The sequence below is a fragment of the Agrococcus sp. GW821-FHT14H11 genome (genome assembly GCF_058803545.1).
This window is the reverse complement of the sequence record NZ_JBXAPA010000003.1, coordinates 268208-294027: the sequence shown is the minus strand read 5'-3', so window position 1 is coordinate 294027 and position 25820 is coordinate 268208. Positions and strand designations below refer to the sequence as shown.

General features: G+C 74.0%; 26 protein-coding genes and 1 tRNA gene. 8 read left to right on the top strand and 19 right to left on the bottom strand.

The window, feature by feature from the left end; translation table 11 throughout:
- Nucleotides 1–4: 4 nt before the first annotated feature.
- The 8 genes from AC1RNL_RS05340 to AC1RNL_RS05305 are packed head-to-tail and all read right to left on the bottom strand — an operon-like array spanning nucleotide 5 to nucleotide 8219.
- A complete protein-coding gene (locus AC1RNL_RS05340; protein WP_492934637.1) occupies nucleotides 5–2425 on the bottom strand; it encodes a DEAD/DEAH box helicase in 2421 nt (806 codons plus the stop codon).
- Nucleotides 2422–3207 (bottom strand): twin-arginine translocase subunit TatC, encoded by a 786-nt coding sequence (tatC, locus tag AC1RNL_RS05335; protein WP_225792718.1) that lies wholly within the window; start codon nucleotides 3205–3207, stop codon nucleotides 2422–2424. Before tatC ends, AC1RNL_RS05340 begins: the two co-directional genes overlap by 4 nt.
- 3 nt (nucleotides 3208–3210) lie before the next feature.
- Nucleotides 3211–3477: a twin-arginine translocase TatA/TatE family subunit gene (locus AC1RNL_RS05330; protein WP_492934636.1), complete on the bottom strand. Its 267-nt coding sequence runs from the start codon at nucleotides 3475–3477 to the stop codon at nucleotides 3211–3213.
- 26 nt (nucleotides 3478–3503) lie between these two features.
- The gene (locus tag AC1RNL_RS05325; protein ID WP_492934635.1) at nucleotides 3504–4448 is read right to left on the bottom strand and encodes a helix-turn-helix transcriptional regulator; all 945 of its coding nucleotides are present in this window, start codon (nucleotides 4446–4448) and stop codon (nucleotides 3504–3506) included.
- Nucleotides 4445–5488 (bottom strand): helix-turn-helix transcriptional regulator, encoded by a 1044-nt coding sequence (locus AC1RNL_RS05320; protein WP_492934634.1) that lies wholly within the window; start codon nucleotides 5486–5488, stop codon nucleotides 4445–4447. Before AC1RNL_RS05320 ends, AC1RNL_RS05325 begins: the two co-directional genes overlap by 4 nt.
- A 22-nt stretch (nucleotides 5489–5510) precedes the next feature.
- On the bottom strand, nucleotides 5511–6491 hold the full coding sequence (locus tag AC1RNL_RS05315) for an FKBP-type peptidyl-prolyl cis-trans isomerase (protein ID WP_400530227.1): 981 nt from the start codon (nucleotides 6489–6491) through the stop codon (nucleotides 5511–5513).
- A gap of 31 nt (nucleotides 6492–6522) precedes the next feature.
- Nucleotides 6523–7539 (bottom strand): tRNA (adenine-N1)-methyltransferase, encoded by a 1017-nt coding sequence (locus AC1RNL_RS05310; protein WP_492934633.1) that lies wholly within the window; start codon nucleotides 7537–7539, stop codon nucleotides 6523–6525.
- Entirely contained in the window at nucleotides 7536–8219 is a 684-nt protein-coding gene (locus AC1RNL_RS05305; RefSeq protein WP_128189372.1) for an HAD family hydrolase, read from the bottom strand. Before AC1RNL_RS05305 ends, AC1RNL_RS05310 begins: the two co-directional genes overlap by 4 nt.
- A 103-nt stretch (nucleotides 8220–8322) precedes the next feature.
- Between AC1RNL_RS05305 and AC1RNL_RS05300 the strand changes: the two genes are divergently transcribed.
- Entirely contained in the window at nucleotides 8323–9273 is a 951-nt protein-coding gene (locus AC1RNL_RS05300; RefSeq protein ID WP_225792719.1) for a PAC2 family protein, read from the top strand.
- Between the two features lie 3 nt (nucleotides 9274–9276).
- Here the strand turns inward: AC1RNL_RS05300 and AC1RNL_RS05295 are convergent, their stop codons facing one another.
- The 3 genes from AC1RNL_RS05295 to AC1RNL_RS05285 are packed head-to-tail and all read right to left on the bottom strand — an operon-like array spanning nucleotide 9277 to nucleotide 12679.
- Nucleotides 9277–10548 carry a cysteine--1-D-myo-inosityl 2-amino-2-deoxy-alpha-D-glucopyranoside ligase gene (locus AC1RNL_RS05295; RefSeq protein WP_492934632.1) on the bottom strand — a complete coding sequence of 424 codons (1272 nt, stop codon included), beginning with the start codon at nucleotides 10546–10548 and terminating at the stop codon, nucleotides 9277–9279.
- Nucleotides 10548–11381 carry an undecaprenyl-diphosphatase UppP gene (uppP, locus tag AC1RNL_RS05290; RefSeq protein ID WP_128189376.1) on the bottom strand — a complete coding sequence of 278 codons (834 nt, stop codon included), beginning with the start codon at nucleotides 11379–11381 and terminating at the stop codon, nucleotides 10548–10550. The genes AC1RNL_RS05295 and uppP overlap by 1 nt, the downstream gene beginning before the upstream one ends.
- Nucleotides 11382–11386: 5 nt before the next feature.
- On the bottom strand, nucleotides 11387–12679 hold the full coding sequence (locus AC1RNL_RS05285; RefSeq protein ID WP_128189378.1) for a M20/M25/M40 family metallo-hydrolase: 1293 nt from the start codon (nucleotides 12677–12679) through the stop codon (nucleotides 11387–11389).
- An 89-nt stretch (nucleotides 12680–12768) separates the two neighbouring features.
- Between AC1RNL_RS05285 and AC1RNL_RS05280 the strand changes: the two genes are divergently transcribed.
- Nucleotides 12769–12854, top strand: a tRNA-Leu gene (locus tag AC1RNL_RS05280).
- Nucleotides 12855–12965: 111 nt separating this feature from the next.
- The gene (locus tag AC1RNL_RS05275; protein ID WP_246990964.1) at nucleotides 12966–13208 is read left to right on the top strand and encodes a PspC domain-containing protein; all 243 of its coding nucleotides are present in this window, start codon (nucleotides 12966–12968) and stop codon (nucleotides 13206–13208) included.
- A gap of 19 nt (nucleotides 13209–13227) precedes the next feature.
- On the opposite strand, the gene dinB is transcribed toward AC1RNL_RS05275, so the two are convergent.
- A complete protein-coding gene (dinB, locus tag AC1RNL_RS05270) occupies nucleotides 13228–14472 on the bottom strand; it encodes a DNA polymerase IV (RefSeq protein WP_128189381.1) in 1245 nt (414 codons plus the stop codon).
- 68 nt (nucleotides 14473–14540) lie between these two features.
- On the opposite strand from dinB, the gene AC1RNL_RS05265 reads away from it, so the two are divergent.
- The gene (locus AC1RNL_RS05265; RefSeq protein WP_492934631.1) at nucleotides 14541–15344 is read left to right on the top strand and encodes an SGNH/GDSL hydrolase family protein; all 804 of its coding nucleotides are present in this window, start codon (nucleotides 14541–14543) and stop codon (nucleotides 15342–15344) included.
- A 29-nt stretch (nucleotides 15345–15373) separates the two neighbouring features.
- On the opposite strand, the gene AC1RNL_RS05260 is transcribed toward AC1RNL_RS05265, so the two are convergent.
- Together AC1RNL_RS05260 and AC1RNL_RS05255 are read right to left on the bottom strand one after the other, a co-directional pair.
- Complete coding sequence (locus AC1RNL_RS05260; protein ID WP_128190557.1) at nucleotides 15374–16645, bottom strand: D-alanyl-D-alanine carboxypeptidase family protein; 1272 nt, start codon at nucleotides 16643–16645, stop codon at nucleotides 15374–15376.
- Nucleotides 16642–17439 (bottom strand): TrmH family RNA methyltransferase, encoded by a 798-nt coding sequence (locus tag AC1RNL_RS05255; protein ID WP_492934630.1) that lies wholly within the window; start codon nucleotides 17437–17439, stop codon nucleotides 16642–16644. Before AC1RNL_RS05255 ends, AC1RNL_RS05260 begins: the two co-directional genes overlap by 4 nt.
- Nucleotides 17440–17495: 56 nt before the next feature.
- Between AC1RNL_RS05255 and AC1RNL_RS05250 the strand changes: the two genes are divergently transcribed.
- Entirely contained in the window at nucleotides 17496–18308 is an 813-nt protein-coding gene (locus AC1RNL_RS05250) for a Sir2 family NAD-dependent protein deacetylase (RefSeq protein WP_225792721.1), read from the top strand.
- Here AC1RNL_RS05250 and AC1RNL_RS05245 read toward each other — a convergent pair.
- Together AC1RNL_RS05245 and AC1RNL_RS05240 are read right to left on the bottom strand one after the other, a co-directional pair.
- Nucleotides 18305–19372 carry a glycosyltransferase family 4 protein gene (locus AC1RNL_RS05245; RefSeq protein ID WP_492934629.1) on the bottom strand — a complete coding sequence of 356 codons (1068 nt, stop codon included), beginning with the start codon at nucleotides 19370–19372 and terminating at the stop codon, nucleotides 18305–18307. The two genes, AC1RNL_RS05250 and AC1RNL_RS05245, sit on opposite strands and share 4 nt — an antisense overlap.
- Before the next feature lie 4 nt (nucleotides 19373–19376).
- Nucleotides 19377–20255, bottom strand: a complete 879-nt coding sequence (locus AC1RNL_RS05240; protein ID WP_492934628.1) for an alpha/beta fold hydrolase — start codon at nucleotides 20253–20255, stop codon at nucleotides 19377–19379.
- A 48-nt stretch (nucleotides 20256–20303) separates the two neighbouring features.
- Here AC1RNL_RS05240 and AC1RNL_RS05235 point away from each other — a divergent pair, with 48 nt between their 5' ends.
- From AC1RNL_RS05235 to AC1RNL_RS05225, 3 genes are read left to right on the top strand one after another with little or no spacing between them, the layout of a single operon-like run.
- Nucleotides 20304–21122: a 3'-5' exonuclease gene (locus AC1RNL_RS05235; RefSeq protein WP_492934627.1), complete on the top strand. Its 819-nt coding sequence runs from the start codon at nucleotides 20304–20306 to the stop codon at nucleotides 21120–21122.
- 4 nt (nucleotides 21123–21126) lie between these two features.
- Nucleotides 21127–21699 (top strand): GNAT family N-acetyltransferase, encoded by a 573-nt coding sequence (locus tag AC1RNL_RS05230; RefSeq protein ID WP_492934626.1) that lies wholly within the window; start codon nucleotides 21127–21129, stop codon nucleotides 21697–21699.
- Between the two features lie 50 nt (nucleotides 21700–21749).
- Nucleotides 21750–23333: an HNH endonuclease signature motif containing protein gene (locus AC1RNL_RS05225; protein ID WP_492934625.1), complete on the top strand. Its 1584-nt coding sequence runs from the start codon at nucleotides 21750–21752 to the stop codon at nucleotides 23331–23333.
- Nucleotides 23334–23429: 96 nt separating this feature from the next.
- Here AC1RNL_RS05225 and AC1RNL_RS05220 read toward each other — a convergent pair whose 3' ends face one another.
- The 3 genes from AC1RNL_RS05220 to glgA all read right to left on the bottom strand — a co-directional run bounded on the left by AC1RNL_RS05220 (nucleotide 23430) and on the right by glgA (nucleotide 25765).
- Nucleotides 23430–23678, bottom strand: coding sequence for a type B 50S ribosomal protein L31 (locus tag AC1RNL_RS05220; protein WP_128190198.1), 249 nt, complete (start codon nucleotides 23676–23678; stop codon nucleotides 23430–23432).
- A gap of 94 nt (nucleotides 23679–23772) precedes the next feature.
- Complete coding sequence (locus tag AC1RNL_RS05215; protein ID WP_128190199.1) at nucleotides 23773–24558, bottom strand: ABC transporter ATP-binding protein; 786 nt, start codon at nucleotides 24556–24558, stop codon at nucleotides 23773–23775.
- A gap of 10 nt (nucleotides 24559–24568) precedes the next feature.
- Nucleotides 24569–25765 (bottom strand): glycogen synthase, encoded by a 1197-nt coding sequence (glgA, locus tag AC1RNL_RS05210; protein WP_492934624.1) that lies wholly within the window; start codon nucleotides 25763–25765, stop codon nucleotides 24569–24571.
- Nucleotides 25766–25820 lie beyond the last annotated feature (55 nt).

Genomic DNA, 25820 nt, shown 5'->3' with positions numbered 1-25820 from the left:
CCCGTCACAGCGCCGACCCCGACGCCTCGACGACGCCCCGGCGGATGCGGTCGACGGCCTCGGCGGCGGTGCGCGCGAGCCGCTTGGGCGCCACGTGCTCGAGCTGCTCGAGCACGTCGATCGTCTGCTTCGTCCATCGCACGAAGTCGCCCGCGGCGAGCTCGGTGTCGCGCAGCACGTGCTCGAGCGGGTAGCCGCGCGCCCACCGGTGCATCGCGAGCGTGAGCCCCGTCTGCAGCGGCTCGGTGCCCGGCATCCGGTGCGCCTGCTCGAGGTCGTCGAGCTGCGCCCACAGGCGCTGCGTCGCGTCGAGCGCGTCGAGGAACGGCCCCTTCGGCAGCATCCGCTCGGGCAGCATGCCGTCGTCGCGCCGGCCCTCGTAGACGAGCGCGCACGCGATCGCGGCGAGCGCGGGCGCGTCGAGCCCGCTCCAGAGGCCGCGGCGCAGGCTCTCGGCCGTCAGCAGGTCGCGCTCGCCGTAGATGCGGCGCAGCATGTCGCCGGCGGCCGAGACCCGCTCGCCGTGCTCGGTGCGCTCGAGGTAGCCGAGCTCGCGCAGGATCTCGGCGATGCGGTCGAACGCCTGCGCGATCTGGCCGGTGCGGCGCTCGATCTGCCGCTCCGCCTTCTCGATGTCGCGCCGCAGCCGCCAGTAGCGCTCGCCCCAGCGGGCGTGCTGCTCGCGCTCCGGGCACGCGTGGCACGGATGCGCCCGCATCGCGGCGCGCAGGCGCTTCAGCCGCCGCTGGTTGCGCTCGTGGTCGCCGTGGCTGATGCCCTGCCGCTGGTCGTCGCGCTCGAGCTCGCTCGCCTCCCGGCGCAGCTCGGCGTACTCGCAGAAGTCGCCCAGGTGGCACGTCATCGACGACTCGTATGCCGTGAGGCTCTCGCGCTGGTCGACGACCCGCCGGGCGAGCTGCACGACCGAGCGGTCGGCCTGGAACTGCGCGAACGACGTCTCGAGCACCTCGCGGGTGCCGACGACGCCGAGCCGGTCGACGAGGTTCACGGCCATGTTGTACGTCGGGCGGAAGCTCGAGTGCAGCGGGTAGGTGCGGCGCGACGCGAGCGACGCGACCTCGACCGGCTGCAGCGCCCCGTTCCAGATGACGACGCCGTGCCCCTCGGTGTCGATGCCGCGACGGCCCGCGCGGCCCGTGAGCTGGGTGTACTCCCCCGGCGTGATGCGCACGCGCGCCTCGCCGTTGAACTTCTCGAGCTGCTCGAGCACCACGGTGCGGGCCGGCATGTTGATGCCGAGCGCGAGCGTCTCGGTCGCGAACACGACCTTCACGAGGCGGGCGCGGAAGAGCTCCTCGACGACCTCCTTGAACACCGGCAGCAGGCCCGCGTGGTGCGCGGCGACGCCGCGCTCGAGCCCGTCGAGCCAGTCGAAGTAGCCGAGCACGCCGAGGTCGGCGTCGTCGAGCAGGCGGCAGCGCTCGTCGACGATCGCGCGGATCTCGGCGCGGTCCTCGGGGGTCGTGAGCCGCACCCCGCCCTCGACGACCTGCCGGACGGCCGCGTCGCATCCGGCCCTGGAGAAGATGAAGTCGATCGCCGGCAGCATCTCGCGCTCGTCCAGCATGGCGATGAGCGCGACGCGGTCGACGCGGCCGCCGAAGCCGCCGCGGCCGGGCGGCGCGGGCCGGCGGCCGCCCTTCGGGGGTCGCCGCGAGCGGTAGCGGTTGTGGCCGCCCCGGTCGCGGTGGCCGTGCGCGGCCGAGTCGGCGACGTCGCCGCCGCGCGCGAGCTCGACGAGCTCCCGGCTCGGCCGGTGCGACTCCTCCGCCGCCTTCGAGTCGAAGAGGTCGACGAGGCGTCCGCGGATGTGCACGTGGGCGTCGAGCGGCACCGGCCGGTGCTCGCTGACGATCACGCGGGTGTCGCCGCGCACCGCGTCGAGCCAGGCGCCGAACTCCTCGGCGTTCGAGACCGTGGCCGAGAGCGACACGAGCCGCACGTGGCGCGGGAGGTGGATGATGACCTCCTCCCACACGGCGCCGCGGAAGCGGTCGGCGAGGTAGTGCACCTCGTCCATCACGACGTACTCGAGCGCCGAGAGGTCGCGGCCCTCGTAGAGCATGTTGCGCAGCACCTCGGTCGTCATCACGACGATGCGGGCGTCGCCGTTGATCGACGTGTCGCCGGTGAGGAGGCCCACGGATGCGCTGCCGTAGACCTCGGTGAGCTCGCGGTGCTTCTGGTTGGACAGCGCCTTCATCGGCGTCGTGTAGAAGACGCGGCCGGTGGGCGCCTCCATGGTGAGGTGGATCGCGAACTCGGCGACCACCGTCTTGCCGGCGCCCGTCGGGGCGGCGACGAGCACGCTCGAGCCGGCCTCGATCGCCTCGCACGCCTCGCGCTGGAACGGGTCGAGGCCGAACGGCATCGCGCGGGCGAACGCGTCGGTGGCGATGCTCATGCGTCCACCTTGGCAGCAGCGCGCTTCTCGAGCCTGCGGTCGTGCCAGATCGCGATGCCCGCGGCGCCGAAGTAGAGCGCCAGCATGGGGATCGCGAGGAGGAACATGCTCATCACGTCGGCTGCGGGCGTCGCCATCGCGGTGAAGAGCGTGATCGCGATGACCGCCCAGCGCCAGGCGCGCAGGATGCCGCGCCCGGTGACGACGCCGGCGAAGTTGAGCACCACGAGGAACACCGGCAGCACGAAGCCGACGCCGACCGCGAGCAGCAGCTTGAAGGCGAAGTCGTAGTAGATCGTGGCGTCGAGGTACGACAGCGACCCGACCGGCGCGATCTGCACGAGCAGCTGCACGATGTGCGGGAACACGAACCAGCCGGCGGCGCAGCCGGCGAGGAACAGCGGCAGCGCGGCGGCGAGGAAGCCGAAGACGTACTTGCGCTCGTTGGTGCGCAGCCCGGGCAGGAAGAAGCGGATGAGCTGGTACAGCCAGACGGGACTCGCGACGATCACGCCCGTGGTGATGGCGATGCGCAGCTTGAGGTCGAACGCCTGGGTGACGGTCGTGTAGAGCAGGTCGGTGATGCGGCCCTGCTCGGCGAGCTCGGTGAGCGGGCGCTGCAGGACCTCGAGCAGCCAGTCGACCACGAAGAAGCCGGCGACGGTGCACGCCAGCACGGCGGCGGCGGAGATGAGCAGGCGACGGCGCAGCTCGACGAGGTGCTCGCCGAGGCGCATGCGGCCCTCAGCGTTGCGGGTGCCGCGGGCCCGGGACCGGGCCATCGGCTAGCGCTGGTCGCTCGTCGAGTCGCTGCCCGGTGCCGAGGTGGAGCGGTCGGTGCCGGTCGGGGGGCCGGAGGGCGTGCCGGTGCCGGTGGGACCGGGGGTGCCGGGCCGCGCCTCGTCGTCGGAGCGCATCTCCTTCTTCAGGATCTTCGCCGACTTGCCGAGGCTCTCGGCGAGCGCGGGCAGCTTCGTGGATCCCCACACCAGCAGCACCACGATCAGGATGATGAGCAGGTGCCAGCCGTTGAACGCGTTCCCCAATGGCATGGCGTCCCCTTCCGTCGGACTCCAGTCTAGCGGCCGTCGGCGGCGTCGGCGGCGGCGCCGAGCGCCGCCTCGGCGAACCGGTGCATCGCGCCGCGCAGGCTCGGCGGCGCGACGATCTCGGCGTCGCCGCCGCACGCCGCCACCGCGCGCAGCACGCTCGCCTCGCTCCACACCTCGATGTCGAGCCGCACGCGCTCCCCGTCGATCGAGACCGGGGCGGAGGCGGCGTAGTCGGCGAGCATGGCCGCGGCCGCGCGCGTGGCGACGACCTGCGCCGTGCCCGTGACGTGGCGCTCGTGCGCGGGCAGCGCATCCGGCCATGCGTCGTCGGCCGGCTCGAGCCGCTCGATGCGGTCGAGGCGGAACGTGCGCATCGCCTCGCGGTCGAGGTCGACGCCCTCGACGTAGACCTGCCCCTCGCGCAGCTCGAGGCGGGTCGGCGCCACGCGGCGGCGTGAGGAGCCCTCGTCGGGCTTGCGGTAGTCGAGCTCGAGCACCTGGCGGCGGCGGATGGCGTCGCGCACCTGCTGCGCGAGCCGCGGCGCGCCGAGCGCGTCGACCGCGACCGTGTCGGCGCCTCGCGACGCGGCGCGGCGCAGCTTGGCGCGCAGCGCCTCCACGCGCTCCGGGGAGGCGTCGGTGTAGCCGGCGACGAGGGTGAGGCCGGCGATGAGGGCGCTCGCCTCGCGGGGCGACAGGCGCACCGTCTCGTCCTCGAAGGCCGGGCGCATCGTCACCGAGATGACGTCCTGCTCCTCGAGCGCGTCGAAGTCGATGTCGAAGCGGATGAAGTCGCCGGCGCCGTCGGGCACGCCCGCCATGAACACGCGCTGCACCGCCTCGCGGATCCGCTCCTCGTCGACGCCGAAGTGCGCCGCGGCCTCCGCCACGGTCGCCGAGCCCGAGGCCGAGACGTACTGGATGAGCGACAGCAGCAGGCCGATGCCGCGCTCGACGCGCGCGGCGCTCATGCCTGCGCCCCGGAGGCGGGGGCGGATGCGGGCGCATGGGCGTCGCGGATGCGCTCGAGGCGCTCGCGCACGAGGTCGCGCAGCTCGTCCGGCCGGACGACCGCGACGTCGGCGCCGAAGCCGGCGAGCTCGTCGGCGATGAGGTGGCGGTCGGCGTGGTGGATCACGAGCAGGCCGTCCTCCTCGGCAGTGCCGGGCCGGTGGCGCAGCCGGATGTCGGCGTCGCTGCCGGGCACGGCGCGCACCGCGACCGTGGCGCCCTGCCAGATCTCCTCGAGCTTCTCGAGCGCCGCGGCCGCGGCATCCGCCGGCGCCTCGAAGGGCTGCCTCGCGGCGCGGTCGTGCACGGGCGAGACGATGCGCTGCATGAGGAACGTGCGGGCGTCCTCGGCGCCGAGGTCGTGGCCGACGAGCATCCACCGCCCCCGGAAGAGCACCGTCGCCCACGGCTGCACCGTGCGCGTGCGGGGCGAGCGGTCGCCGGGCTTCAAGTAGTCGAAGACCACCTCGCGGCCACGGTCGGCGGCGCGCTTGAGGGCCTGGAAGGCGCTCTCGCGCGGCCGCTGGCGCGGCTGCAGGACGGATGCGGCGCCCGCCTCGGGCTCGTCGGTGCGGCCGGGGGTGCGCTCGAGCGGCAGCCCGCCCCGGAACTCCGGGTCGGCGCGCAGCTTCAGGGCTGCGCGCTGCGCCTCCTCGGTGAGGCCGCCCTCGTGCCAGATGCGCAGCGCGAGGTCGAGCAGCTCGCGCTCCTCGGCGTCGAACTGCAGCTCGGCCGGGTCGCCCAGCACGCCGTCGAGCACCCGGTAGCGGGCCTCGTGGTTGCTGTCGTCGCCCGGGGGCTGCACGACGTCGATGACGATGCCGTGCTCGCGCAGGGCGTCCTTGTCGCGCTCGAACATCCGCTCGAGCGCCTGGCCGGCGCTCTGGCCCTGGTAGCCGGCGACGCGGGAGAAGAGCTCCTGCTTCGTGAAGCCGGTGCGCGTGTCGACGAGCGCGAGCAGGAGCGAGAACTGGCGCTCCTCCGCCTCGATCCTCTGCATCGGCCCGCCCCCGCTGCCCGCGTCAGCCCTGGGCGGGCTCGACGCGGTCGAGGATGTCGATGACGAACAGCAGGTGCTCGCCCTCCCCGATCGAGGCGGGGCGCGTCGCAGGGTCGGCGTAGCCGAGCTCCTGCGGGATCGAGACGACGACCTGGCTGCCGATGGGCTGGCCCACGACCGCGTCGACGAAGCCGGGGATGAGGCTGCCGTCGGCGATCACGAACTCGGCCGGCGTGCCCTTGTCCCACGAGGAGTCGAAGACCTCCTCGGTCTCCCAGATGATGCCGGTGTAGTGCAGCAGCAGCGTGTCGCCCTCGGCGACCTCCTCGCCGGTGCCGGCGATGCTCTGCATCACGGTCAGGCCCTCAGGGGCCGGGCTGCCGGGGAAGGTGACGCCGGGCTGGCCGTTCGGGGCGAGCGCGATCGCGGGCATGCCCTGCTGGCCGGGGCGCGCGTTGCCCTCGGCGCGGCCGGGGTGCAGGTCCTGCACGCCGAGCACGACGACGGCGGTGTCGGCGGGCGTGATGTCGAGCTGGGCGGAGGCGGCGTCCGGTCCGAAGAGGTCGGCGACCGTCGTCGTGAGCGTCACCTGCGTGCCGGGGGCGGCGCACGTGACGGCGTCGGCGAGCACAGACTCGCCCCCCGCGGTGAGGCGCAGCGAGTTCGCGGGGGCCATCTGCTGGCTCGCGTCGTCGTAGGAGGTGGAGATGAGGTCGCCGGTCTTGCCCGAGTACACGACGTAGTCGGCGTCGACGATGTCGCCCTCGCGGGCCCGGTCGCCCTCGCCGCCCTGCAGGCGGGCCTGGTTGCCCTCGGTCACGAGCGGCACCTCGAAGTCGACCTCGGGCGCGCCCTCGGCCATGACGACGCTCACCTGGTCGGACGCATCCCCCGGCTGCAGCAGCGGCGAGCAGCCGTCGACGCTGCCCGCGGGCGCCTGGCACGCGGTGAGGCCCGCGGCTGCGACGAGCAGCGCGGCGATCGAGAGGGGGCGTGTGCGCACGGCGAGGCCTTTCAGGGTCGGGGAGACGCGGTCAGTCTACCTGCGGGGCGTCGGGCTCCGGGCCCGCGCCGCCATCCGCGGCACCGCCGGTGATGGCCTCCGCCTGGCGCCGTGCATCCCGCACCGCGCGGCGCATCCGCTTGTCGCTCGGGGTGCGGTCGCCGACCGCGCCCGGGGTCCAGGCCTCGATGTCGGCGTCGGCGAAGTCGGCCTTCGCGGGGCGGCGCCGGAACGACGGCAGGTCGACGCCGTCGGCCACGCGCCGCGCGGTCATGAGGAAGCCGGTGTGCGCGACCATGCGGTGGTCGGGCCGCACGGCGAGCCCCTCGACGTGCCAGCCGCGCACGAGGGTCTCGCTCGAGCGCGGCGCCGTGAAGCGGCCGTCGGCGCGGATCGCCTCGACGGTGCGGCTCAGCTGCGTGACGGTCGCGACGTAGCAGAGCACGAGTCCGCCGGGGCGCAGCGCCCGCGCGGTCGCGTCGACGCACTCCCACGGCGCGAGCATGTCGAGCAGCACGCGGTCGGCCTCGCCGTCGGCGACGTGCTCGGGCAGCTCCTCGGCGAGGTCGCCGAGCACCGTCTGCCAGTTGGCGGGCCGCTCGCCGAAGAAGCCCGTCACGTTCGCCTCGGCGACCGCGCGGAACTCCTCGCGCCGCTCGAACGAGACGAGGCGGCCCGTGCCGTGCAGCGCGCGCAGCAGCCACAGCGACAGCGCGCCCGAGCCCACGCCCGCCTCGACGACGGTGAGGTCGGGGTGGATGTCGGCGAAGCCGACGATGTGCGCGGCGTCCTTCGGGTAGATGATCGCGGCGCCGCGCGGCATCGACATGACGTAGTCGTGGAGCAGCGGGCGGATCGCGAGGTGCGGCGCATCCCCCACGTGCACGAGCGAGCCGTCGTCGACGCCGATGAGGTCGGCGTGCGGGAGCGCGCCGTGCTGGGTGCCGAAGGAGGCGCCCTCGGTGAGCACGATGGTGTGCATGCGCTGCTTCGGGCCGGTCAGCTGCACCACGTCGCCCCACTGGAAGGGGCCGGTCCTGCCCATCATGCGCGGGCCTTCCTGATCGCGGCCGCCACGTCGGCGGGGCTGCGCCCCTCGAGCGTCGGCCAGTGGACGATGCCGGGCACCTGCGAGACGTCGACCGCGTGCGGCACGCCGATCGTGGTCATGCCCGCGGCGAGGGCGCTCGCGGCGCCGGTGATGGAGTCCTCGATGGCGACGGAGCCGTCGGGCTCGACGCCCAGCAGCCTCGCCCCGAGGAGGTAGGGGTCGGGGTGCGGCTTGCCGCGCTCGCACTCGTCGCCGGCGACGGTCACGTCGAACGGGGATGCGCCGAGCCGCGCCGTGAGCGCGGCGTCGACGCGGTCGACGATGCGGCGGGTCGACATCGTGACGAGCGCGACGGGCACCTCGTGCTCGCGCAGCTGGCGCAGCAGCTCGAGGGCGCCGGGCCGCATCGGCAGGTCGTCGCCGAGCCCCGACAGCACCTCACCGACGAGCCGATCGACGATCGCGTCGGCGCTCATCGGCACGCCGCGCTCGATGAACGTGCGCGCTCCGTCCCAGAGGTCGACGCCCACGAGGGCCTCCGCATCCGCAGCCGTCCAGGCGATGCCGTGGTCGGCCGCGAGCCGGGCCTCCGAGGCCATCCAGACGGGCTCCGTGTCGATGAGGGTGCCGTCCATGTCGAACAGGACGGCGTCGAGCCGGGAGGTGGGGGCGGTCATCGCGCAAGCCTACCGACGCGACGGCACCGGCCCGTCCGGCCCGCCTCCGCCCCGACCCGGGATGGGACGTAGAGTGGGCGTTCGACATGAGGAGGTGCCCGTCGTGGCGCGAGGACCGATCGAGGGACGCATCATGGTCGTCGCCTTCGAGGGCTGGACCGACGCCGGCGATGCGGCGAGCGGCGCCGTGCGCCGGCTCATCGAGGCCTGCGAGCTCGAGGCGTTCGACGAGATCGAGCCCGACGAGTACGTCGACTTCGCGATGCACCGGCCCGTCGTCCGCACGCTCGAGGACGGCGCGCGGGCGCTCCAGTGGCCCGCGACGGTCGCCTACGCGCCGACGCGCCCCTCGACGCGCGAGCCGCTCGCCGCCGACGCCGGGCTCGACGTCTCGACCGGCAACGAGGGCGAGCTCTTCGCCGTCGTCGGCGCGGAGCCGAGCCGCAACTGGGCCGCCTACGCCGCAGAGTTCCTCGAGATCGCGCGCGGCTGCGAGGTCGACGCGATCGTCTTCGTCGGCGCGATGCTCGCCGACGTGCCGCACACGCGCCCGATCGCGACGTCGATCACGAGCGACAGCCGCGAGCTGCAGCAGCGGCTCGGCGTGCTGCAGAGCGAGTACGAGGGCCCCACGGGCATCATGACGGTGCTCTCGCTCGCCGCCCAGGACGCCGGCATCCAGACCGCGTCGCTCTGGGCGTCGGTGCCCCACTACGTGCACAACGCGCCGGCGCCGAAGGCCGTGATCGCGCTGCTCGACCGGCTCTCCGAGATGGTCGACGTCACGGTGCCGCTCGGCGACCTGCCCGAGCAGTCGGGCGAGTGGGAGCGCGGCATCGACGAGCTCACCGAGCGCGACGACGACATGCGCGCCTACATCGGCAAGCTCGAGGAGCAGCGCGACGCGGTCGAGAGCCCGGAGGCCTCCGGGGAGGCGATCGCGCACGAGTTCGAGCGCTTCCTGCGCGACCAGAACGGCAGGCCGCGTCCCGACCCGCGCGGCCCCGCGTCGGGCGACGAGCCCGACCGCGGCGACGACGCGCCGCCGGTCTAGGCGTCAGCGGCGCGCGACCGACCTGAGGTCGATGCCGAGCAGCGCGTCGATCGCCGCGAGGCTGCCCTCGTCGGCCGGGGCGCGCTGGATGAACGCGTCGACCGCCTGGAGCGCCGCGGGGGTGCTGAGGTCGTCGTGCAGCGTCACGCGCAGCCACGGCACGACGCTCTCGGCGAGCGACGGGTCGTCGTCGGGCGTCGTCGACCACTCGAGCCAGCGGTCGAGCCGCTGCTCTGCGGCCTCGAGCTGGTCGTCGGTCCACTCCCAGTCCTCGCGCCAGTGGTGCGCGAGGAGCGCGAGCCGCACCGCTGCGGGCCGCGCGCCCTGCTGCAGCAGCCGCGAGACGAGCACGAGGTTGCCGAGCGACTTCGACATCTTCTCGCCCTCGTAGGCGACGAGCCCGGCGTTCAGCCGCACGTCGCTGAACATGCGGGCGCCGAGCGCGAGCGCGTGGTGCCCCTGCATCTCCTGGTGCGGGAAGCGCAGGTCGCGCCCGCCGGCGGCGACGGTGAAGGGCGTGTGGAGCTCCTGCATCGCGATCACCGTGCACTCGACGTGCCAGCCGGGGCGGCCGCGGCCGAGGACGGAGTCCCACGCGGGCTCCCCCGGCCGCTCGGCGCGCCACAGCAGCGGGTCGAGCGGCGAGCGCTTGCCCGGCCGATCCGGGTCGCCGCCGAACTCGCGGGTGAGCTCGAGCATCTCGTCGGCGCCCGTGCGGCTGCCGAAGCCCATCGGGAACTGCCGCTGCCGCGTGGTGTCGAACAGCACGTCCTCCCCCAGCGGCGTGCCGTCCTCGCCGACCGCCGGCAGCGCGTAGGCGTCGCCGGTGTCGAGCATCCGCCGCACCGCGTCGGCGATGGGCTGGATGCGCTCGGTCACGGCGACCCACGAGTCGGGCGGCAGGATGCGCAGCGCCTCCATGTCGTCGCGGAAGAGCTGCTGCTGGCGCTCGGCGAGCTCGCGCCAGTCGACCCCGTCGCGCGCGGCCCGCTCGAGCAGCGGGTCGTCGACGTCGGTCGAGTTCATCGCGGTGCGCACGTCGAGCCCGGCGTCGAGCCAGACGCGCGTGAGCGTGTCGAACGCGAGGTAGGTGAAGGCGTGGCCGAGGTGCGTGGCGTCGTACGGCGTGATGCCGCACGTGTACATGGATGCGACGGGGCCGGCGGGCACGATGGCCCGGCCGTCGCGGCGCACGTCGTGCACGCTCGGCCGCTCGCCCGCGCCGTGGCCGAGGCGGTCGAGGTCGGGGACGCCGGGGCGCTGCCAGGAGCGCATCAGCCGGCCTCGATCCAGCCGGCGGCGAGCGCGACGAGCAGCACGGTGCCGAGCGCGATGCGGTAGACGACGAACGGCAGGAACGAGCGGCGCGAGATCCAGTCCATGAGCAGCTTGATCACCGCGATGCCGACGACGAACGCGACGACGGTCGCGGCGATCGTCGGTCCCCAGCCGAGCCCGACCGACGACGGCTCCGAGACCGCCTGCATCGTCTCGTAGATGCCGGCGCCGAAGACGGCGGGCACCGCGAGGAAGAACGCGTACTTCGCCGCGGCCGGCCGCTCGTAGCCGAGGGCGCGGCCCATGCTCGTCGTCGCGCCCGAGCGCGAGACGCCGGGGATGAGCGCGAGCACCTGCGCGAGCCCGATGAGGAGCCCGTCGCGGTAGGTGGTGGTCTCGAGCGTCTTCACCCGCTTGCCGAGCATGTCGCACAGGCCCAGGATCACGCCGAAGACGATGAGCACCGTCGCGGTGATCCAGAGCGAGCGCCACTGGTCGCGGATGAGGTCCTGGAACAGCACGCCGGCGACCACGATCGGCACGGTGCCGATGATGACGAGCCAGCCCATCTTCACGTCGGGGTCGTCCTTCGGCACGCGGCCGGAGAAGGAGCCGAACCACTTCCCGATGATGCGGGAGATGTCGCGCCAGAAGAAGATCACCACGGCGAGCTCGGTGCCGATCTGCGTGATGGCGGTGAAGGTGGCGCCCGGATCCTCGGCGCTGGGCAGGAACAGCCCGGCGATGCGCAGGTGCGCGCTCGAGGAGATGGGCAGGAACTCGGTCGCCCCCTGGAGGGCGCCGAGCAGGATCGCGATCAGCCAGTCCATGGTCCTCAGTAGGTCAGCAGCAGGTCTTCGAGCACGTCGGTGCCGAAGTCGAGGGCGTCGAGCGGCACGCGCTCGTCGACGCCGTGGAACATGGCGGCGAAGTCGAGCTCCGGGGTGAGCCGCAGCGGCGCGAAGCCGTAGCCGGCGATGCCGAGCTCCGAGAGCGCCTTGTTGTCGGTGCCGCCCGAGAGCATGTACGGCAGCACCGGGGCGTCGGGGTCGTGGCGGCCGAGGCTCGCCGTCATCGCCTCGACGAGCGCGCCGCCGAAGGGGTGCTCGATGCCGACGTCGCCGTGCACGAGCTCGATCTCGATCTCGTCGCCGACGAGCGCCTGGATCGCGTCGATCGCCTCTCGCTCGCGGCCGGGCAGCGGCCGCACGTCGATGCGCGCCTCGGCGACCGAGGGGATCACGTTGTGCTTGTAGCCCGCGTCGAGCATCGTCGGGTTGGCGGTGTGGCGCAGGCTCGACCGCAGGAAGCGCGAGATCGTGCCGGTGCGCTCGGCGACCGCGTCGGGGTCGTCGGCCGGAGTGCCGAGCAGCTCGGCGATGCGGGCGATGAGCTCGCGCGTCGTGTCGGTGAGCTCGACCGGGAACTCGTGGGCGCCGACCGCGGCCACCGCGGCGGCGAGCTTCGTGACGGCGTTGTCGCGCATGTGCTGCGAGCCGTGCGCCGCGGTGCCGCGCGCCCGCAGCAGGATCCACTGCAGCGCCTTCTCGCCCGTCTGCAGCAGGTACGCGCGCTGCCCGGCGATCTCGACCGAGTAGCCGCCGACCTCGCTGATCGCCTCCGTGGCGCCGGCGAAGACCTCGGGGTGGTTGCGCACCATCCACTGCGACCCGAAGATGCCGCCGGCCTCCTCGTCGGCGAAGAACGCGAGCACGAGGCCCCGGCGCGGGCGCCGGCCCGAGGCGAGGATGCGCTCCACGGCCGCGAGGATCATCGCGTCCATCTGCTTCATGTCGACGGCGCCGCGGCCCCAGAGCAGCCCGTCGCGGATCTCGCCCGCGAACGGGTCGACGCTCCACTCGGCGGCGTCCGCGGGCACGACGTCGAGGTGCCCGTGCACCACGAGCAGCGGCAGCGAGGGGTCGCTGCCCTCGATGCGGGCGATCACGGTGGCGCGGCCGGGGGCTGCCTCGAAGGTCTCGCTCGCCACGCCCATCGACGCGAGCACGTCGGTGACGTACGCCGCCGCATCCGCCTCTCCGGACGAGCGGCCGCCGCCCCAGTTCTGGGTGTCGAAGCGGATGAGGTCCCTCGCGAGCTGCACGGTGCGGGTCGTCTGGTCGGTCACCAGCCAAGGCTAGCCGCCGCCGTCGGTCATCCCTGCCCGCTGGGCCGTGCTAGAGTCATCTCTCGGTCCACCAAGTGGTCCGACACCTTGCGCGGGTGGCGGAAATGGCAGACGCGCTAGCTTGAGGTGCTAGTGCCCGTATTAGGGCGTGGGGGTTCAAGTCCCCCCTCGCGCACAGACAGAGGCCCGGAGCTCATCGCTCCGGGCCTCTGCCCGTTCCTGCCGGCGGATGCGCGCGCGGATGCGGGCCATGGTGCCGCCCAGGCGGCCGGGCTACGGTGCTCCCATGGCATCCGTCTTCGACTCCATCCGCAGGACCGGCTTCCGCCGCGGCCCCTCCCGCCTCCTCGCCGGCATCTGCGGCGGCATCGCCGCGCAGCTGCGCGTCAACGTCTGGATCGTCCGGCTCGTCATGCTCGTGCTGTTCGCGCTGCCGGTGCTCGGCTGGGGCCTGTACCTCGTGGTCTGGGCGCTCACGCCCAACCAGTCGGGGTCGATCCCGCTCGAGCGGTGGCTCGGCCGCCGCTGAGCCACGCCGCCCGGCGGCGCTAGTCGCCGCCGGAGGGCCCGGTGTCGTCGCGCTTGCGCTCGCGCCGCAGCATGCTCGCCGGGGCGACCGCCGCTGCGCCGAAGCGATCGTGCACGGCGTCCATCGCGCGCTCCGCGCTCCCCCACGTGGCCGTGTCGTCCCACAGGAGGCCGTGGTCGGCGGCGTCCTGCACCGAGCTCGCGCGCACGCCGAGGAGCCGCACGGGCGGCAGCCCGCCGAGCGCGTCGAGCAACGACCACGCCGTCTCGACCAGCACGCGCGTCACATCCGTCGGCTCGGGCAGCGTGCGGGAGCGCGTGATGGTGCGGAAGTCGTGGAAGCGCACCGTGAGCGTCACGGTGCGCGCCTGCACGCCGGCGTCGCGCAGCCGCCGGCCGACGCCGGTCGCGAGCCGCAGGATCTCGCCCTGGAGCTCGGCCTGCGCGGTCACGTCGTGCGAGAACGTGTGGTTGTGCCCGAAGGTCTTCTCGTGCGGGCGCTCGCGCACCTCTCGCGGATCGCGCGCCCAGGCGAGGTCGTGCAGGTGCCTGCCGGTCGCCTCGCCGAACCAGGCCATGAGCCGCTCGAGCGGCGTCGCCGCGACGTCGCCGACCGTGTGCAGTCCGTAGCGGGCGAGCCGCTCCTGCTGCTTCGGTCCGACGCCCCACAGCGCCGACACGGGCTGCGGGTGCAGGAAGCCGAGCACGGCGTCGTCGGGCACGACGAGCAGCCCGTCGGGCTTGGCGCGCGAGGAGGCGAGCTTGGCGATGTGCTTCGTGCCCGCGGCGCCGACGGAGGCGACGAGGCCGGTCTCGGCGCGCACGCGCTCGCGCAGCGCGGCGCCGATGCGGTTCGCACCGCCGGAGAGCCGCCGCAGGCCCGCGATGCCGACGAACGCCTCGTCGATGCCGAGCCGCTCGACCTCGGGAGAGACGTCGTCGAGGATGCCCATCACCTGGCTCGAGAGGCGCTGGTACAGCCGGAAGTCGGGCTCGAGGATGATCGCGCGCGGGCACAGCTGGCGGGCGCGGGCCATCGGCATCGCCGAGTGCACGCCGTACCTGCGGGCCTCGTAGGTCGCGGCCGTGACGACGGAGCGGCTCGAGTCGTGGCCGATCACCACCGGGAGGCCGACGAGGTCGGGGCGGGCGAGCAGCGACGCGGAGGCGAAGAACGCGTCGAGGTCGACGTGGAGGATCGTCGCGGTCGTGTCGTCGACCTCGGGCCCCGACACGAGGCGGTTCGAGCCGTCCTGCTTGCTCACTCCCCCATCGTCCCACGCGCCGCCCACGCGGCCTGCGGCGAGCGGCGGGAGCAGGCAGGATGGGAGGCATGCAGCACGCCGGCATGGAGCATCCGTACACCCGCTACGTCGCCCTCGGCGACAGCTTCACGGAGGGCGTCGGCGACGAGGAGCCCGACCTGCCCAACGGCGTGCGCGGCTGGGCGGACCGCGTCGCCGAGGAGCTCGCGCGCACCCGCCCCGACTTCGCCTACGCCAACCTCGCGATCCGCGGGCGGCTGCTCGGGCAGATCGTCGACGAGCAGCTCGAGCCCGCCATCGCGCTCGAGCCCGACCTCGTCACCATCTCGGCCGGCGGCAACGACCTCATCCGGCCCGGCGGCGACCCCGACCTGCTCGCAGCCCGGCTCGACGAGGTCGTGGGGCGCCTGCGCGCGACCGGCGCCGAGGTCGTGCTCTTCAACGGCCCCGACATCGCGATGACGCCCGTGCTGCGCTCCATCCGCGGCAAGGTCGGCATCTACAACGCCAACCTCTTCGGCGTCGCCGCGAAGCACGGCGCGATCGTCGCCGACATGTGGTCGGCCCGGCACCTGCAGCAGCCGCAGATGTGGGCGCCCGACCGGCTCCACTTCTCCCCCTACGGCCACCACGCGATCGCGATGCTCGTGCTCGACGCGCTCGGCGTGCACCACGACCTCACCGCCACGGAGCCCGAGCCGCTGCCGGCGCGCAACTGGCAGCGCATGCGCCTCGACGACCTGCACTGGGCGCGCGAGCACCTCGCGCCGTGGGTCGTGCGGCGGCTGCGCGGGCAGTCGTCGGGCGACGCGATCCTGCCGAAGCGGCCGGTGCCGGGGCCGGTGCGGCCGGCCGAGCCGATCGACGGCTGAGGCGATGCGTCGCCGGGACGACGGCCGGCTCAGTCGAAGTACCAGCCCACGACGTCGACCGGATGCGTGAGGCGCCACGCGAGGTCGGGTGCGGCGAGCATGCCGTCGGCCCGCACCGGCGTGCTCGACGTCTCGCCGTCGTGGTCGGTGAGCGACGCCTGCCCCACCTCTGAGCGCGGGGCGCCCGGCTCGACCGCGCCCGCCTCGGCGGTCGCGGTCGGCTGCTGCGCGCCGAAGACGTCGGCGTCGAGGTCGCTGAGGGTCGACGCGGTCGTGGTCGCGCCCCACGGCGCCCGGAACTCGGCGACGACGGTGCCGGCGGGCACGATCGTGCGCCGCTGGAAGTCGTCCCAGAGGCTGTCGAGCAGGGTGAGCATCGCCTCGTCGGTCTCGTCAGCGGCGATCGTGCCCATCACGACCGCGACGATGCGGCGCGGCTCGCCGTCGACGACGCGCTCGGCCGTGACGAAGAGGTTGCGCCCCCAGACCTTGAGGGTGCCGGTCTTGCCGCCGTCGACGAAGCCCTCGCCGAGGATGCGGTTGGTGCTCGGCGCGATGCCGATGCCCGGGATCGCCACCTCCTCGAGCTGCAGCGTGGCGAGCACGACCGGGTCGGCGACGGCGAGCAGCCCGATGCGGGTGAGGTCGGCGGCGCTCGAGACGCTCCGGGCGGAGAGCCCGATGGGATCGGCGAGCGACGTCTGCTCGAGCCCGTGCCGCTCGGCCCACGCGGCCGACGCATCGAGGAACGCGTCGATCGAGCCGAAGCCCCAGTTCGCGAGCGACCACGCGGCGTTGCCGGCGGAGTCGACGAGCGCCCACTCCATGAGGTCGCGCTGCGTGACGACCATGCCGTCGTAGACGGGCGCGATGGGCGCGTTGTCGGCGAGCGCCTCGCCGAGCGCGACGAGGTCGGGCCGGCCGAGCGTGATCTCGGCGCCGCGGTCGTCGCCCTCGATCGGGTGCGCGTCGAGCACGACGAGCACGGTGACGAGCTTCGTGATGCTCGCCATCGGGTGCGCCTGGTCGCTGCCCCACGCCTCGGCGGCGCCGTCGACGCCGACGACGGCGTAGCCGGCGGCTCGCGCCGTCTCGGGCCACGCGACCGACGCGGCGCCGGGCTCCGCGGCCTCGATCGGCACGGGCGTCGCGGCGACGGCGGGCGGCGGCGCGAAGGCGAGCGCGACGCCGAGGATCGCGGCCGCCGCCAGCAGCGCGACGACGAGCGCGCGCACGAGCACGACGAGCGGATGCGGCCGGCTGGCCCGTTGGGAGGCGGCGGTGACCGCGCGGTGCGTCATCGCAGCGCCCACATCGCCACCGCCGCGGAGGCCGCGACGTTGAGCGAGTCGACGCCGTGGTGCATCGGGATGCGCACGACCCGGTCGGCGGCGGCGATCGCGCGCCGCGACAGGCCCGGCCCCTCGGAGCCGAAGACGAGCGCGACCCGGTCGGCGGGTGCGAGCGCGTACTCGGCGAGGTCGACCGCGTCGTCGGCGAGCGCCATCGCGACCACCTCGAAGCCGGCATCGCGGAAGACCGGCATCGCGGTCTCGAGCGCGTCGATGCGGGTCCATGGCACCTGGAGCACCGTGCCCATCGAGACGCGCACGCTGCGGCGGTACAGCGGGTCGGCGCACGTGCCGGTGACGAGCACCGCGTCGGCACCGATGCCGGCGACGGAGCGGAACGCGGCGCCCACGTTCGTGTGGTCGACGAGCCCGTCGAGCACGACGACGCGACGTGCGCTCGCGAGCAGCGCCGACGCATCCGGCAGCACGGGCCGCTGCATGGCGGCGAGCGCGCCGCGGTGCAGGTGGAACCCGGTGAGCCGCTCGAGCACGGGCTCCTCGCCGACGAACACCGGCACGTCGCGGTCGGCGACGAGCTCCTCGACCTCCGGAAGCCAACGGGGCGCGACGAGCACCGAGCGCGGCTCGTGGCCGGCGCGGAGCGCGCGGGCGAGCACGGTCTGCGACTCGGCGATGTAGAGGCCCCGCTCGGGCTCCGTGCGGCGACGGAGCGCGACGTCGGTGAGCCCCACGTAGTCGTGCAGGCGGGGGTCGTCGAGGGAGTCGATCGCGATGACCTGCATGTGCCGCCGACCTCCTCCGCCGGTCGCCAAGCCTACCGGCGACTACGGTGGGGACCGTGCTCGACACCGCCATCGACCTGCTCCGCGGCCGCCGCATCGCGGTGCTCACGGGCGCGGGCATCTCGACCGACTCCGGCATCCCCGACTACCGGGGCGAGGGCGCTCCGCGCCGCACGCCGATGGTGTTCGACACCTTCCTGAGCAGCGAGGACGCCCGCCGGCGCTACTGGGCCGGCAGCCACCTGGGCTGGCGCAGCTTCGCGTCGGTGCACCCGAACGACGGCCACCGGGCGCTCGCGCACATGGAGGAGGCGGGCCTCATCACCGGCATCGCCACCCAGAACGTCGACGACCTGCACGAGCGGGCCGGCTCGGCCAACGTCACGCACGTGCACGGGCGGCTGCACACCGTGTCGTGCCTGCGCTGCGGGCGCACCTTCGACCGGCACCGCATCGCCGACGAGATCGAGCGGCTCAACCCCTGGATCGCGATGCCCGAGCAGGTGCGGCTGCAGCCCGACGGCGACGTCGAGATCGACGCGTCGCAGGAGTTCGAGGTGCCGTCGTGCCCCGTGTGCGGCGGCATGCTGAAGCCCGACGTCGTCTTCTTCGGCGAGACCGTGCCGCCGCAGGTGTTCGCCGAGGCGCGCGACATCATCGCCGCGGGCGACGCGGTGCTCGTCGCCGGCTCGTCGCTCGTGGTGAACTCCGGCACGCGGCTGCTCGAGGTCGCCCGCCGCGCCGACGTGCCGATCGTGATCGTGAACCGCGGCGAGACGCGCTGGGACGCGCGCTCGGCGGTGCGCGTCGAGGGCGGCACGAGCGAGACGCTGTCGGCGATCGCCGACGCCCTCATCGCACCTTTTTAACGCCTCGCCTCGGCCGCGATCCGCTCCAGGAACGCGCCCAGCCGCACCGCCGACTCGCGCCAGGTGTGCTTCGCCGCCTGGGCGAGCGAGGCGCGCGAGACGGCCGCCCACTCCCCCTCGAGCGCCCGCACGGCGCGGGCGAGCGCATCCGCGTCCCCGACCGGGAAGAAGCGCGCGGCGTCGCCGCCGATCTCGCGGAAGATCTCGGTGTCGGCGATCACCGCGGGCACGCCGAGGCTCATCGCCTCGAGCACCGGGATGCCGAAGCCCTCGTCGCGGGACGCGTGCACGAAGGCGGTGGCGCTGCGCAGCAGGTCGGCGTAGTCGGCGTCCGAGATGCCGTCGTGGAAGACGAGGGATGCGCCGGGCGCGAGCGCGGTCAGGCGCGCGCGGGTGGCGGGGTCGACGCGGCTGCACAGGTGCAGCTCGTGCCCGGGCAGCAGCGCGGCCGCCCGCACGAGCGTCTCGACGTCCTTGTAGGGCATGAACGAGCCCATGTAGACGAGCCGCCGCGTGGGCGGCTGCTCGTGCGCGACGGGCGCCCCGAGCGACGAGGGCGCGTTGCCGACCACCGCGACGGGCCGCCGCGTGAGGCGGTGGCGCTCGAGCAGCCGGCGGGTCGTCTCGGAGATCGTGACGACGCCGTCGACGGCGTTCAGCAGCATCCGCTGCGGCGCGAACGACAGGTGGTAGAGCCGCCACAGCCCCCGCACGAGCGGCGACTGGTCGCGCGGCGGCGTGCGGTGGCGGTAGTAGATGAGGTCGTGCACGGTCGTCACGAGCGGCCAGGCCCGCCCGAGCGAGCCGATCGTCTGCATGGGCGAGAAGGCGATGTCGGCGGGCACGCGCCGCAGCCGCCAGGCGGTGAGCGGCTCGAGCACGCCGGCCGGCGACGGCCCCAGCAGGTGCGGCAGCGCCGGCAGCATGCGCAGCTGGCGCTCGTCGCTCACGAGCATCGTCACGTCGTGGTCGCGCGCGAGCTCGCGCACGAGCTCGGCCGAGTAGCGGGAGATGCCGTCGTGGTGCTCGAGGCGCACGTAGCGGCAGTCGAAGAGGATGCGCACGCGGCTACCGCGCCTCGGCGAGGAAGCGGCGGATGATCGCGGCGGCCTCGCGGGGCTGCTCGTAGTGCACGAGGTGGCCGACGCCGTGCAGCACCGACAGCCGCGCGTCGCGGAAGCGGGTGCGGAGTCGGTGCTGCTCGGCGATGGGGGTGATGTCGTCGCGGTCGGCGGCGATCAGCTGCACCGGCTGCGCGATGCGGTGCGCGACCTCGCCGACCGTGTGGCGGATCGAGGCGTCGAAGGCCTCGAGCACCGAGCGGCGCGAGGCGTAGCGCGAGAAGTAGCGGTCGTGCTGGTCGTGGATCCAGCGCTTCAGCCGGCGGTCGCGCGTCTTCGCCATGAAGGCGCTCATGCCGCGCACGATCGGCGGCGCACCGAGCAGCGCGAGCCCCGCGCGCTCGGGGAGCGCCGCGGCGGCGCGGTAGTAGCCGAGGGCGAGGAGCGACCCGAGCCGGTCGCCGCCCTCGAGCGCAGGCGTCGCGATCGGGTTGACGAGCACGATGCGCGGGGCCTCGATGCCGCCGGCCGCGGCGTGCGCGACGACGATGGAGCCGAAGGAGTGGCCGAGCACCGCGGCGCCGGGCGCCACGACGGCGACGAGCGCACGCAGCCACGCGGCGTACGCGTCGATCGTGGCGTGCGGGAGCGCATCCGACTCCCCGAACCCGGGCAGGTCGGGCACGATCGTGCGCATGCCCGGCAGGTGGGCGACGATCGGCTCGAGCCCGTGGTGGTCGCCCCGGAACCCATGCACCAGCACGAGCGGCGGGGCGGCGGGGTCGCCGTACTCGAAGACCGCGGTGCGCGTGCCGTCGACCACCGCGTCGTACCGGCGCTGCGGCAGCGCATCGAGCAGCGCGGCGTACGGGGACTCGATCGGCACCCGCCGAGCCTACCGGCGGGTGTGGGCGGCCGCGGCTACCGTGGGCGCATGGTCGGAACGAACGTGCAGCAGCTCCCCCTCCCGGTCGAGCGGGCGACGGCCGAGCCGGTCGCGGCGTCGGCCGGGCAGCCGGTCGCGGCTGCGCCGCACCTCCACCGCCCGATCCTCGCCGTGAGCCCCCACGCACCCGACCGCTGGATCGACCGACTGGTGGTCTTCGACCTCGAGACGACCGGCGTCGACCCGTCCGAGGCGCGCATCGTCACCGCGTACGTCGGCGTACTGGATGCGTCGGGCGCGGTCGTCGAGGAGCGCTCCTGGATCGTCGACCCCGGCATCGAGATCCCCGAGGGATCGGTCGCCGTGCACGGCATCACCACCGAGCGCGCCCGCGCCGAGGGCGCCCAGGCGGCGGTGGCGGTCTGCGAGATCCGCGACGTGCTGGCCGGCTACTGGGCGCAGGGGCTCGCGGTGTGCGCGTTCAACGCCGCCTACGACATCTCGCTGCTCGACGCCGAGTGCCGCCGGCACGGCCACGAGCCGCTCGCCGCGATGCCGGTGATCGACCCGATGGTGCTCGACAAGCAGCTCGACCGGTTCCGCCGCGGCAAGCGGACGCTCACCGTCGCGAGCGAGGTGTACGGCGTCGAGCTGCTCGACGCGCACGACGCGAGCGCCGACGCGATCGCCGCCGGCCGCATCGCGCAGGCGATGGCGATGCGGTTCCCCGAGCTGCGCATCGACCCGATCTCGCTGCACGAGCTGACGGCCGGCTGGGCCGACGAGCAGGCCGCGGGCTTCGAGGAGTACCGCCGCCGCACCGACCCCTCCTTCAGCGCCGGGCGCGGCTGGCCGCTGCGGTCCTGAGCCGGTGCGAGAGGCTGAGAGGCCGCTGCCGGTCGCGCCGCTCATCGTGCCGGTACTCGCCGGCGACGCGGTCGTGCTCCGCCCGTTCGAGCATGGCGACATCGATGCCGTGCTCGATGCATCGCTCGACCCCCTGATCCCGCGGATCACGACCGTGCCGGCGTACGCGGATCCCGACGGTGCAGCGGCCTTCATCGCCCGCCAGCACGAGCGCGCCGCGACGGCGACCGGCTGGTCCTTCGCGATCGCGGCGCACGGTGAGTGCGTCGGCCAGATCGGGCTGTGGCCCCGCGACCTCGACCACGGCCGCGCGAGCATCGGCTATTGGATCAGGCCGAGCCGCCGCCATCGCGGTCACGCGGCCGACGCGCTGCGCACGCTCACGGACCGGGCGTTCGAGCTGCCTGCGGTGGAGCGCCTGCAGCTGTACATCGAGCCCGCGAACATCGGGTCCTGGCGCACCGCTGAGCGCGCGGGCTACGAGCGCGAGGGCCTGCTCCGCTCGTGGGAGCGCGTCGGCGACGAGCGTCGCGACATGCTGATGTACGCGAAGACGCGCGCGGAGCGCAGGGCGTAGCAGCCGCGGTGTCGAGCGACCATGTCAGTGGCCGGGTGTTGTCTTGCTGCATGGAGGGCTTCGGCATCGACGCGGAGGAGTACATCGCCGCCGTGCGCGCGGGCGCCATCGACCCGCAGGGCGCGACGGCGCTCGAGCTCGAGGCATCGCTGGAGGCCTTCGACCGCGAGTGGCGGGAGCGGCTCCTCGCGCTCTCCGATGCCGAGGTCGACGAGCTCGCGCGCTCCGGCTCGCCGCTGCCGCCCATGACGACGGTGGTCGAGGGCGCGGCCGAGCAGCAGCTGCGCCTCGACGCCGAGTTCGCGGGCCGCATGCGGGCACTCGAGCAGCAGTCGGCGCGCATCGAGGGCGAGCGCCGGGCGCTCATGGCCCAGCACCTGCAGCGCGCGCTCGACGACGGGCGCGACTCGGGTGTCGCGATCCGCGAGCTCGCCTCGCTCGCGGCGGTCGAGCTGCGCGTGTCGCACCGCGGGCTCGAGCGCCGCATGACCGAGGCCTGGCAGCTCGTGCGCGAGCTGCCGGCGGCGCACGAGTCCGCCGCCGCAGGTCGCATCACCGTCGGCCACCTGCGCGTGATCGAGGCCGAGACGCGCGCGGTGCGGCTCGACCCCGCGATCGAGCCCCACGAGCGCGAGGCGGTCGAGGCCGAGCTCGTGCGCATCGCCGAGACCACGACTCCCGGTCGGCTCCGCGCTCGCGCGAAGCGCGCGGTGCAGCGGGTGCTGACGGCGCCCCTCCAGCAGCGGCACGACGTCGCGCGCGAGCGGCGGGCGGTCGAGCTCCACGACCGCGGCGACGGCATGTGCGACCTCGTCGCGCACATCCCCGCCGCGCTCGGCGCGGGCATCCTCGACCGCCTCACCCAGGCGGCGCGCGGCAAGCCGAAGGACGACCCGCGCACCGCCGACCAGTTCCGGGCCGACGCGCTGTGCGAGGTGCTGCTCGTGGGCGTCGTCCCCGACGACGCGCACGGCGTCTCGCCGCTGCGCGCCCACGTCGCGATCACGATCCCGGCCACCGAGCTGCTGCGCGACGAGGGCGCGCCGCACCTGCCCTTCCCGGCGGCGCTCGACGGGCGGATCCTCGTCGACCGCGCCACCGCCCGGTGGCTCGCCGGCGGCGCGAGCGCCTGGGAGCGCCTGTTCACCGACCCGGTCACGGGCGTGGCCAGCACGGTCGACACCTACCGCCCGAGCGCCGCGCAGCGGAGGTGGCTGCTCGCGCGCGACGGCGGCTGCCGATTCCCGCTCTGCGCGGCCGCCGGCATGCGCGCCGACCTCGACCACACCCTCGACTGGGCCAGGGGCGGCGCCACGAGCCTCGACAACCTGGCCACGCTGTGCCGCGGAGACCACGTGCTGAAGCACGCCTCCGGCTGGCGCATGCGCCAGCTCGGCCACGGCGTCATCGAGTGGACGACACCGCTCGGCGCGACGCTCGTCGACGAGCCCGTGCCCGTCGGACCGACGTTCGCCGACCTGCGGGCCGCAGCGCCGCCCGGCGAGCCGGCACCGCCGCCGGACGACTGGTGGAGCGCGCGGGTCGAGCCGGATCCGGAGCTGCTGCGCTACGTGCGCGGGCAGTCGACAGGCATGCGCTGGGAGCGCGGCCTCGCTCCGCCGCGCGTGTCTTGACGGCTGGAGCCGTCCGCTGGCATGACGAAGGGCGACGAGCCGAAGCCCGTCGCCCTGCGTGTCAGGCGCTGCGCGCCAGAGATGTCGCTGATGCGATCAGCCGCCGAAGCCCTTGTAGCGGTTCTTGAACTTCTCGACGCGGCCGGCGGAGTCCATGATGCGCTGCTTGCCCGTGTAGAACGGGTGCGAGGCGCTCGAGATCTCGACGTCGATGACGGGGTACGTCTCACCGTCCAGCTCGATCGTCTTGTCGCTGGTGATCGTCGAGCGCGTGAGGAACGTCTCGCCCGAGGCGAGGTCGCGGAACACGATCGGCTGGTAGTCGGGGTGGATCTCGGTCTTCATGGTCGTCCTTGGTGTCGCTCGAGCGCGGAAAGTCCTTCGGCCAACGTGCGGGCCGACTGACGAGTATATCAGGTGGTCGGGGTGCGGGCGAGCCTCAGCGCGTCGCGCGAGCGGCCCACCGGCCACCCTCGTGGGCGATCTCGAGCGGCAGCCCGAAGGTCTCGGTGAGGTGCGCATCCGTCAGCACGTCCTCGAGCGGCCCGGCCGCGACGACGCGGCCCTCGCGCAGCAGCATGCCGTGCGTGAAGCCCGGCGGGATCTCCTCGACGTGGTGCGTCACCATGATGATCGCGGGCGCGAGCGGGCTCGACGCGTACTCCTCGAGCGACTGCAGCAGCGACTCGCGCGCACCGAGGTCGAGGCTGCCCGCCGGCTCGTCGAGCAGCATGAGCTCGGGGTCGGTCATCACCGCTCGCGCGATCTGCACGCGCTTGCGCTCGCCGTCGGAGAGCGTGCCGAAGGTGCGGGTCGAGAGGCCCGTGAGGTCCCACGCGTCCATCACCTCGGCCGCTCGCTCGAGGTCGAACGACTCGTAGCGCTCGCGCCAGCGGCCCGTCACCGCGTAGGCGGCCGTGAGCACGACGTCGCCGACGCGCTCGGTCGCGGGGATCTGTCGCGCGAGCCCCGTGGCTGCGAGCCCGATGCGGGTGCGCAGCTCGAAGACGTCGACGCCGCCGACCCGCTCCCCCAGCACGTGCGCCGTGCCGGAGGTCGGATGCGCCGTGGCGGCCGCGATCTGCAGGATCGTCGACTTGCCCGCGCCGTTGGGCCCCAGGATCACCCAGCGGTCGGCCTCGTCGACCGTCCAGGAGAGCTGATCGAGGATGCGGTTGCCGCCACGGACGAACGAGACGTCGTGGAGCTCGAGGACGCTGGCCATGGGAGCGAGCCTACCGAGCGCGCTCGGCGATCACCGCCGCGTAGACCTCGCGCGTCTGCTCGGCGATGCGCCCCCAGTCGAAGTGCTCGGCGGCGCGCCGGCGGCCCGCCTCGCCCATGCGGCGCGCGGCCTCGGGGTCGGCGACCATGCGGGTGAGCGCGTCCGCCAGGTCGGCGACGTAGCGATCGGGATCCGTGGGCGTGCCGGTGCCGTCCTGCACCTGGTCGATCGGCACGAGGAAGCCGGTGACGCCGTCGTCGATGACCTCGGGGATGCCGCCGGTCGCCGACCCGACGACGGGTGCGCCGCACGCCATCGCCTCGAGGTTCACGATGCCGAGCGGCTCGTAGACACTCGGGCAGACGAAGGTCGTCGCGTGCGTGAGCAGCACCCGCAGGTCGTCGCGCGGCAGCACCTCGTCGATCCACACGACGCCCTCGCGGGTCTGCTGCAGCTCCTGCACCAGGCCCTTCACCTCGGCCATGATCTCGGGCGTGTCGGGCGCGCCGGCGCACAGGATCAGCTGCACGTCCTCCGGCAGCGCCGCGGCGGCGCGCAGCAGGTGCGGCAGCCCCTTCTGCCGCGTGATGCGCCCGACGAAGACGACCGAGGGCCGGTCCGGGTCGAGGCCCAGCTCGCGGGCGCGGTCGGGATCGACGTTCGGCGCCCAGCCGTCGAGGTCGATGCCGTTGTAGATCGTGACGACCTTCTCCGGGTCGAGCGCGGGGTAGGAGCGCAGGATGTCGGCGCGCATGCCGTTCGACACCGCGATCACGCGGTCGGCCGCCTCGTACGCGCGGCGCTCGATGTCGCTCGAGATGCGGTAGCCGCCGCCGAGCTGCTCGGCCTTCCACGGCCGCAGCGGCTCGAGCGAGTGCGCGCTCACCACGTGCGGGATCCCGTGCAGCTCCTGCGCGAGCCTGCCCGCCTCGTTCGCGTACCAGGTGTGCGAGTGCACGATGTCGGAGCCGGCGACCGCGTCCGCGATCTGCAGGTCGACCGCGAGCGTCTGCAGCGCCCCGTTGGCGTCGGCGAGCTCGGCCGGCACGTCGTAGGCGGTCGTGTCCGCCTCGTCGCGCGGCTGCCCGAAGCAGCGCACCTGCACCTCGATCGAGCGCCGCAGCGCCTTCACGAGCTCGGTGACGTGCACGCCGGCGCCTCCGTAGATGGCCGGCGGGTACTCCTTGGTGACCAGGTCGACGCGCATGGCATCACAGTACGCGAGCGCCCCCGTGCGGCGGCGCGCTCCCTGGTGGCGACCA

Bases quoted from the DNA above. Each gene is read 5' to 3' on its own strand.
- AC1RNL_RS05340 (WP_492934637.1), bottom strand. From the start codon at position 2,425: ATGAGCATCGCCACCGACGCGTTCGCCCGCGCGATGCCGTTCGGCCTC.
- tatC (WP_225792718.1), bottom strand. From the start codon at position 3,207: ATGGCCCGGTCCCGGGCCCGCGGCACCCGCAACGCTGAGGGCCGCATG.
- AC1RNL_RS05330 (WP_492934636.1), bottom strand. From the start codon at position 3,477: ATGCCATTGGGGAACGCGTTCAACGGCTGGCACCTGCTCATCATCCTG.
- AC1RNL_RS05325 (WP_492934635.1), bottom strand. From the start codon at position 4,448: ATGAGCGCCGCGCGCGTCGAGCGCGGCATCGGCCTGCTGCTGTCGCTC.
- AC1RNL_RS05320 (WP_492934634.1), bottom strand. From the start codon at position 5,488: ATGCAGAGGATCGAGGCGGAGGAGCGCCAGTTCTCGCTCCTGCTCGCG.
- AC1RNL_RS05310 (WP_492934633.1), bottom strand. From the start codon at position 7,539: ATGATGGGCAGGACCGGCCCCTTCCAGTGGGGCGACGTGGTGCAGCTG.
- AC1RNL_RS05305 (WP_128189372.1), bottom strand. From the start codon at position 8,219: ATGACCGCCCCCACCTCCCGGCTCGACGCCGTCCTGTTCGACATGGAC.
- AC1RNL_RS05295 (WP_492934632.1), bottom strand. From the start codon at position 10,548: ATGCGCTCCTGGCAGCGCCCCGGCGTCCCCGACCTCGACCGCCTCGGC.
- uppP (WP_128189376.1), bottom strand. From the start codon at position 11,381: ATGGACTGGCTGATCGCGATCCTGCTCGGCGCCCTCCAGGGGGCGACC.
- AC1RNL_RS05275 (WP_246990964.1), top strand. From the start codon at position 12,966: ATGGCATCCGTCTTCGACTCCATCCGCAGGACCGGCTTCCGCCGCGGC.
- AC1RNL_RS05265 (WP_492934631.1), top strand. From the start codon at position 14,541: ATGCAGCACGCCGGCATGGAGCATCCGTACACCCGCTACGTCGCCCTC.
- AC1RNL_RS05260 (WP_128190557.1), bottom strand. From the start codon at position 16,645: ATGACGCACCGCGCGGTCACCGCCGCCTCCCAACGGGCCAGCCGGCCG.
- AC1RNL_RS05255 (WP_492934630.1), bottom strand. From the start codon at position 17,439: ATGCAGGTCATCGCGATCGACTCCCTCGACGACCCCCGCCTGCACGAC.
- AC1RNL_RS05235 (WP_492934627.1), top strand. From the start codon at position 20,304: ATGGTCGGAACGAACGTGCAGCAGCTCCCCCTCCCGGTCGAGCGGGCG.
- AC1RNL_RS05225 (WP_492934625.1), top strand. From the start codon at position 21,750: ATGGAGGGCTTCGGCATCGACGCGGAGGAGTACATCGCCGCCGTGCGC.
- AC1RNL_RS05220 (WP_128190198.1), bottom strand. From the start codon at position 23,678: ATGAAGACCGAGATCCACCCCGACTACCAGCCGATCGTGTTCCGCGAC.
- AC1RNL_RS05215 (WP_128190199.1), bottom strand. From the start codon at position 24,558: ATGGCCAGCGTCCTCGAGCTCCACGACGTCTCGTTCGTCCGTGGCGGC.
- glgA (WP_492934624.1), bottom strand. From the start codon at position 25,765: ATGCGCGTCGACCTGGTCACCAAGGAGTACCCGCCGGCCATCTACGGA.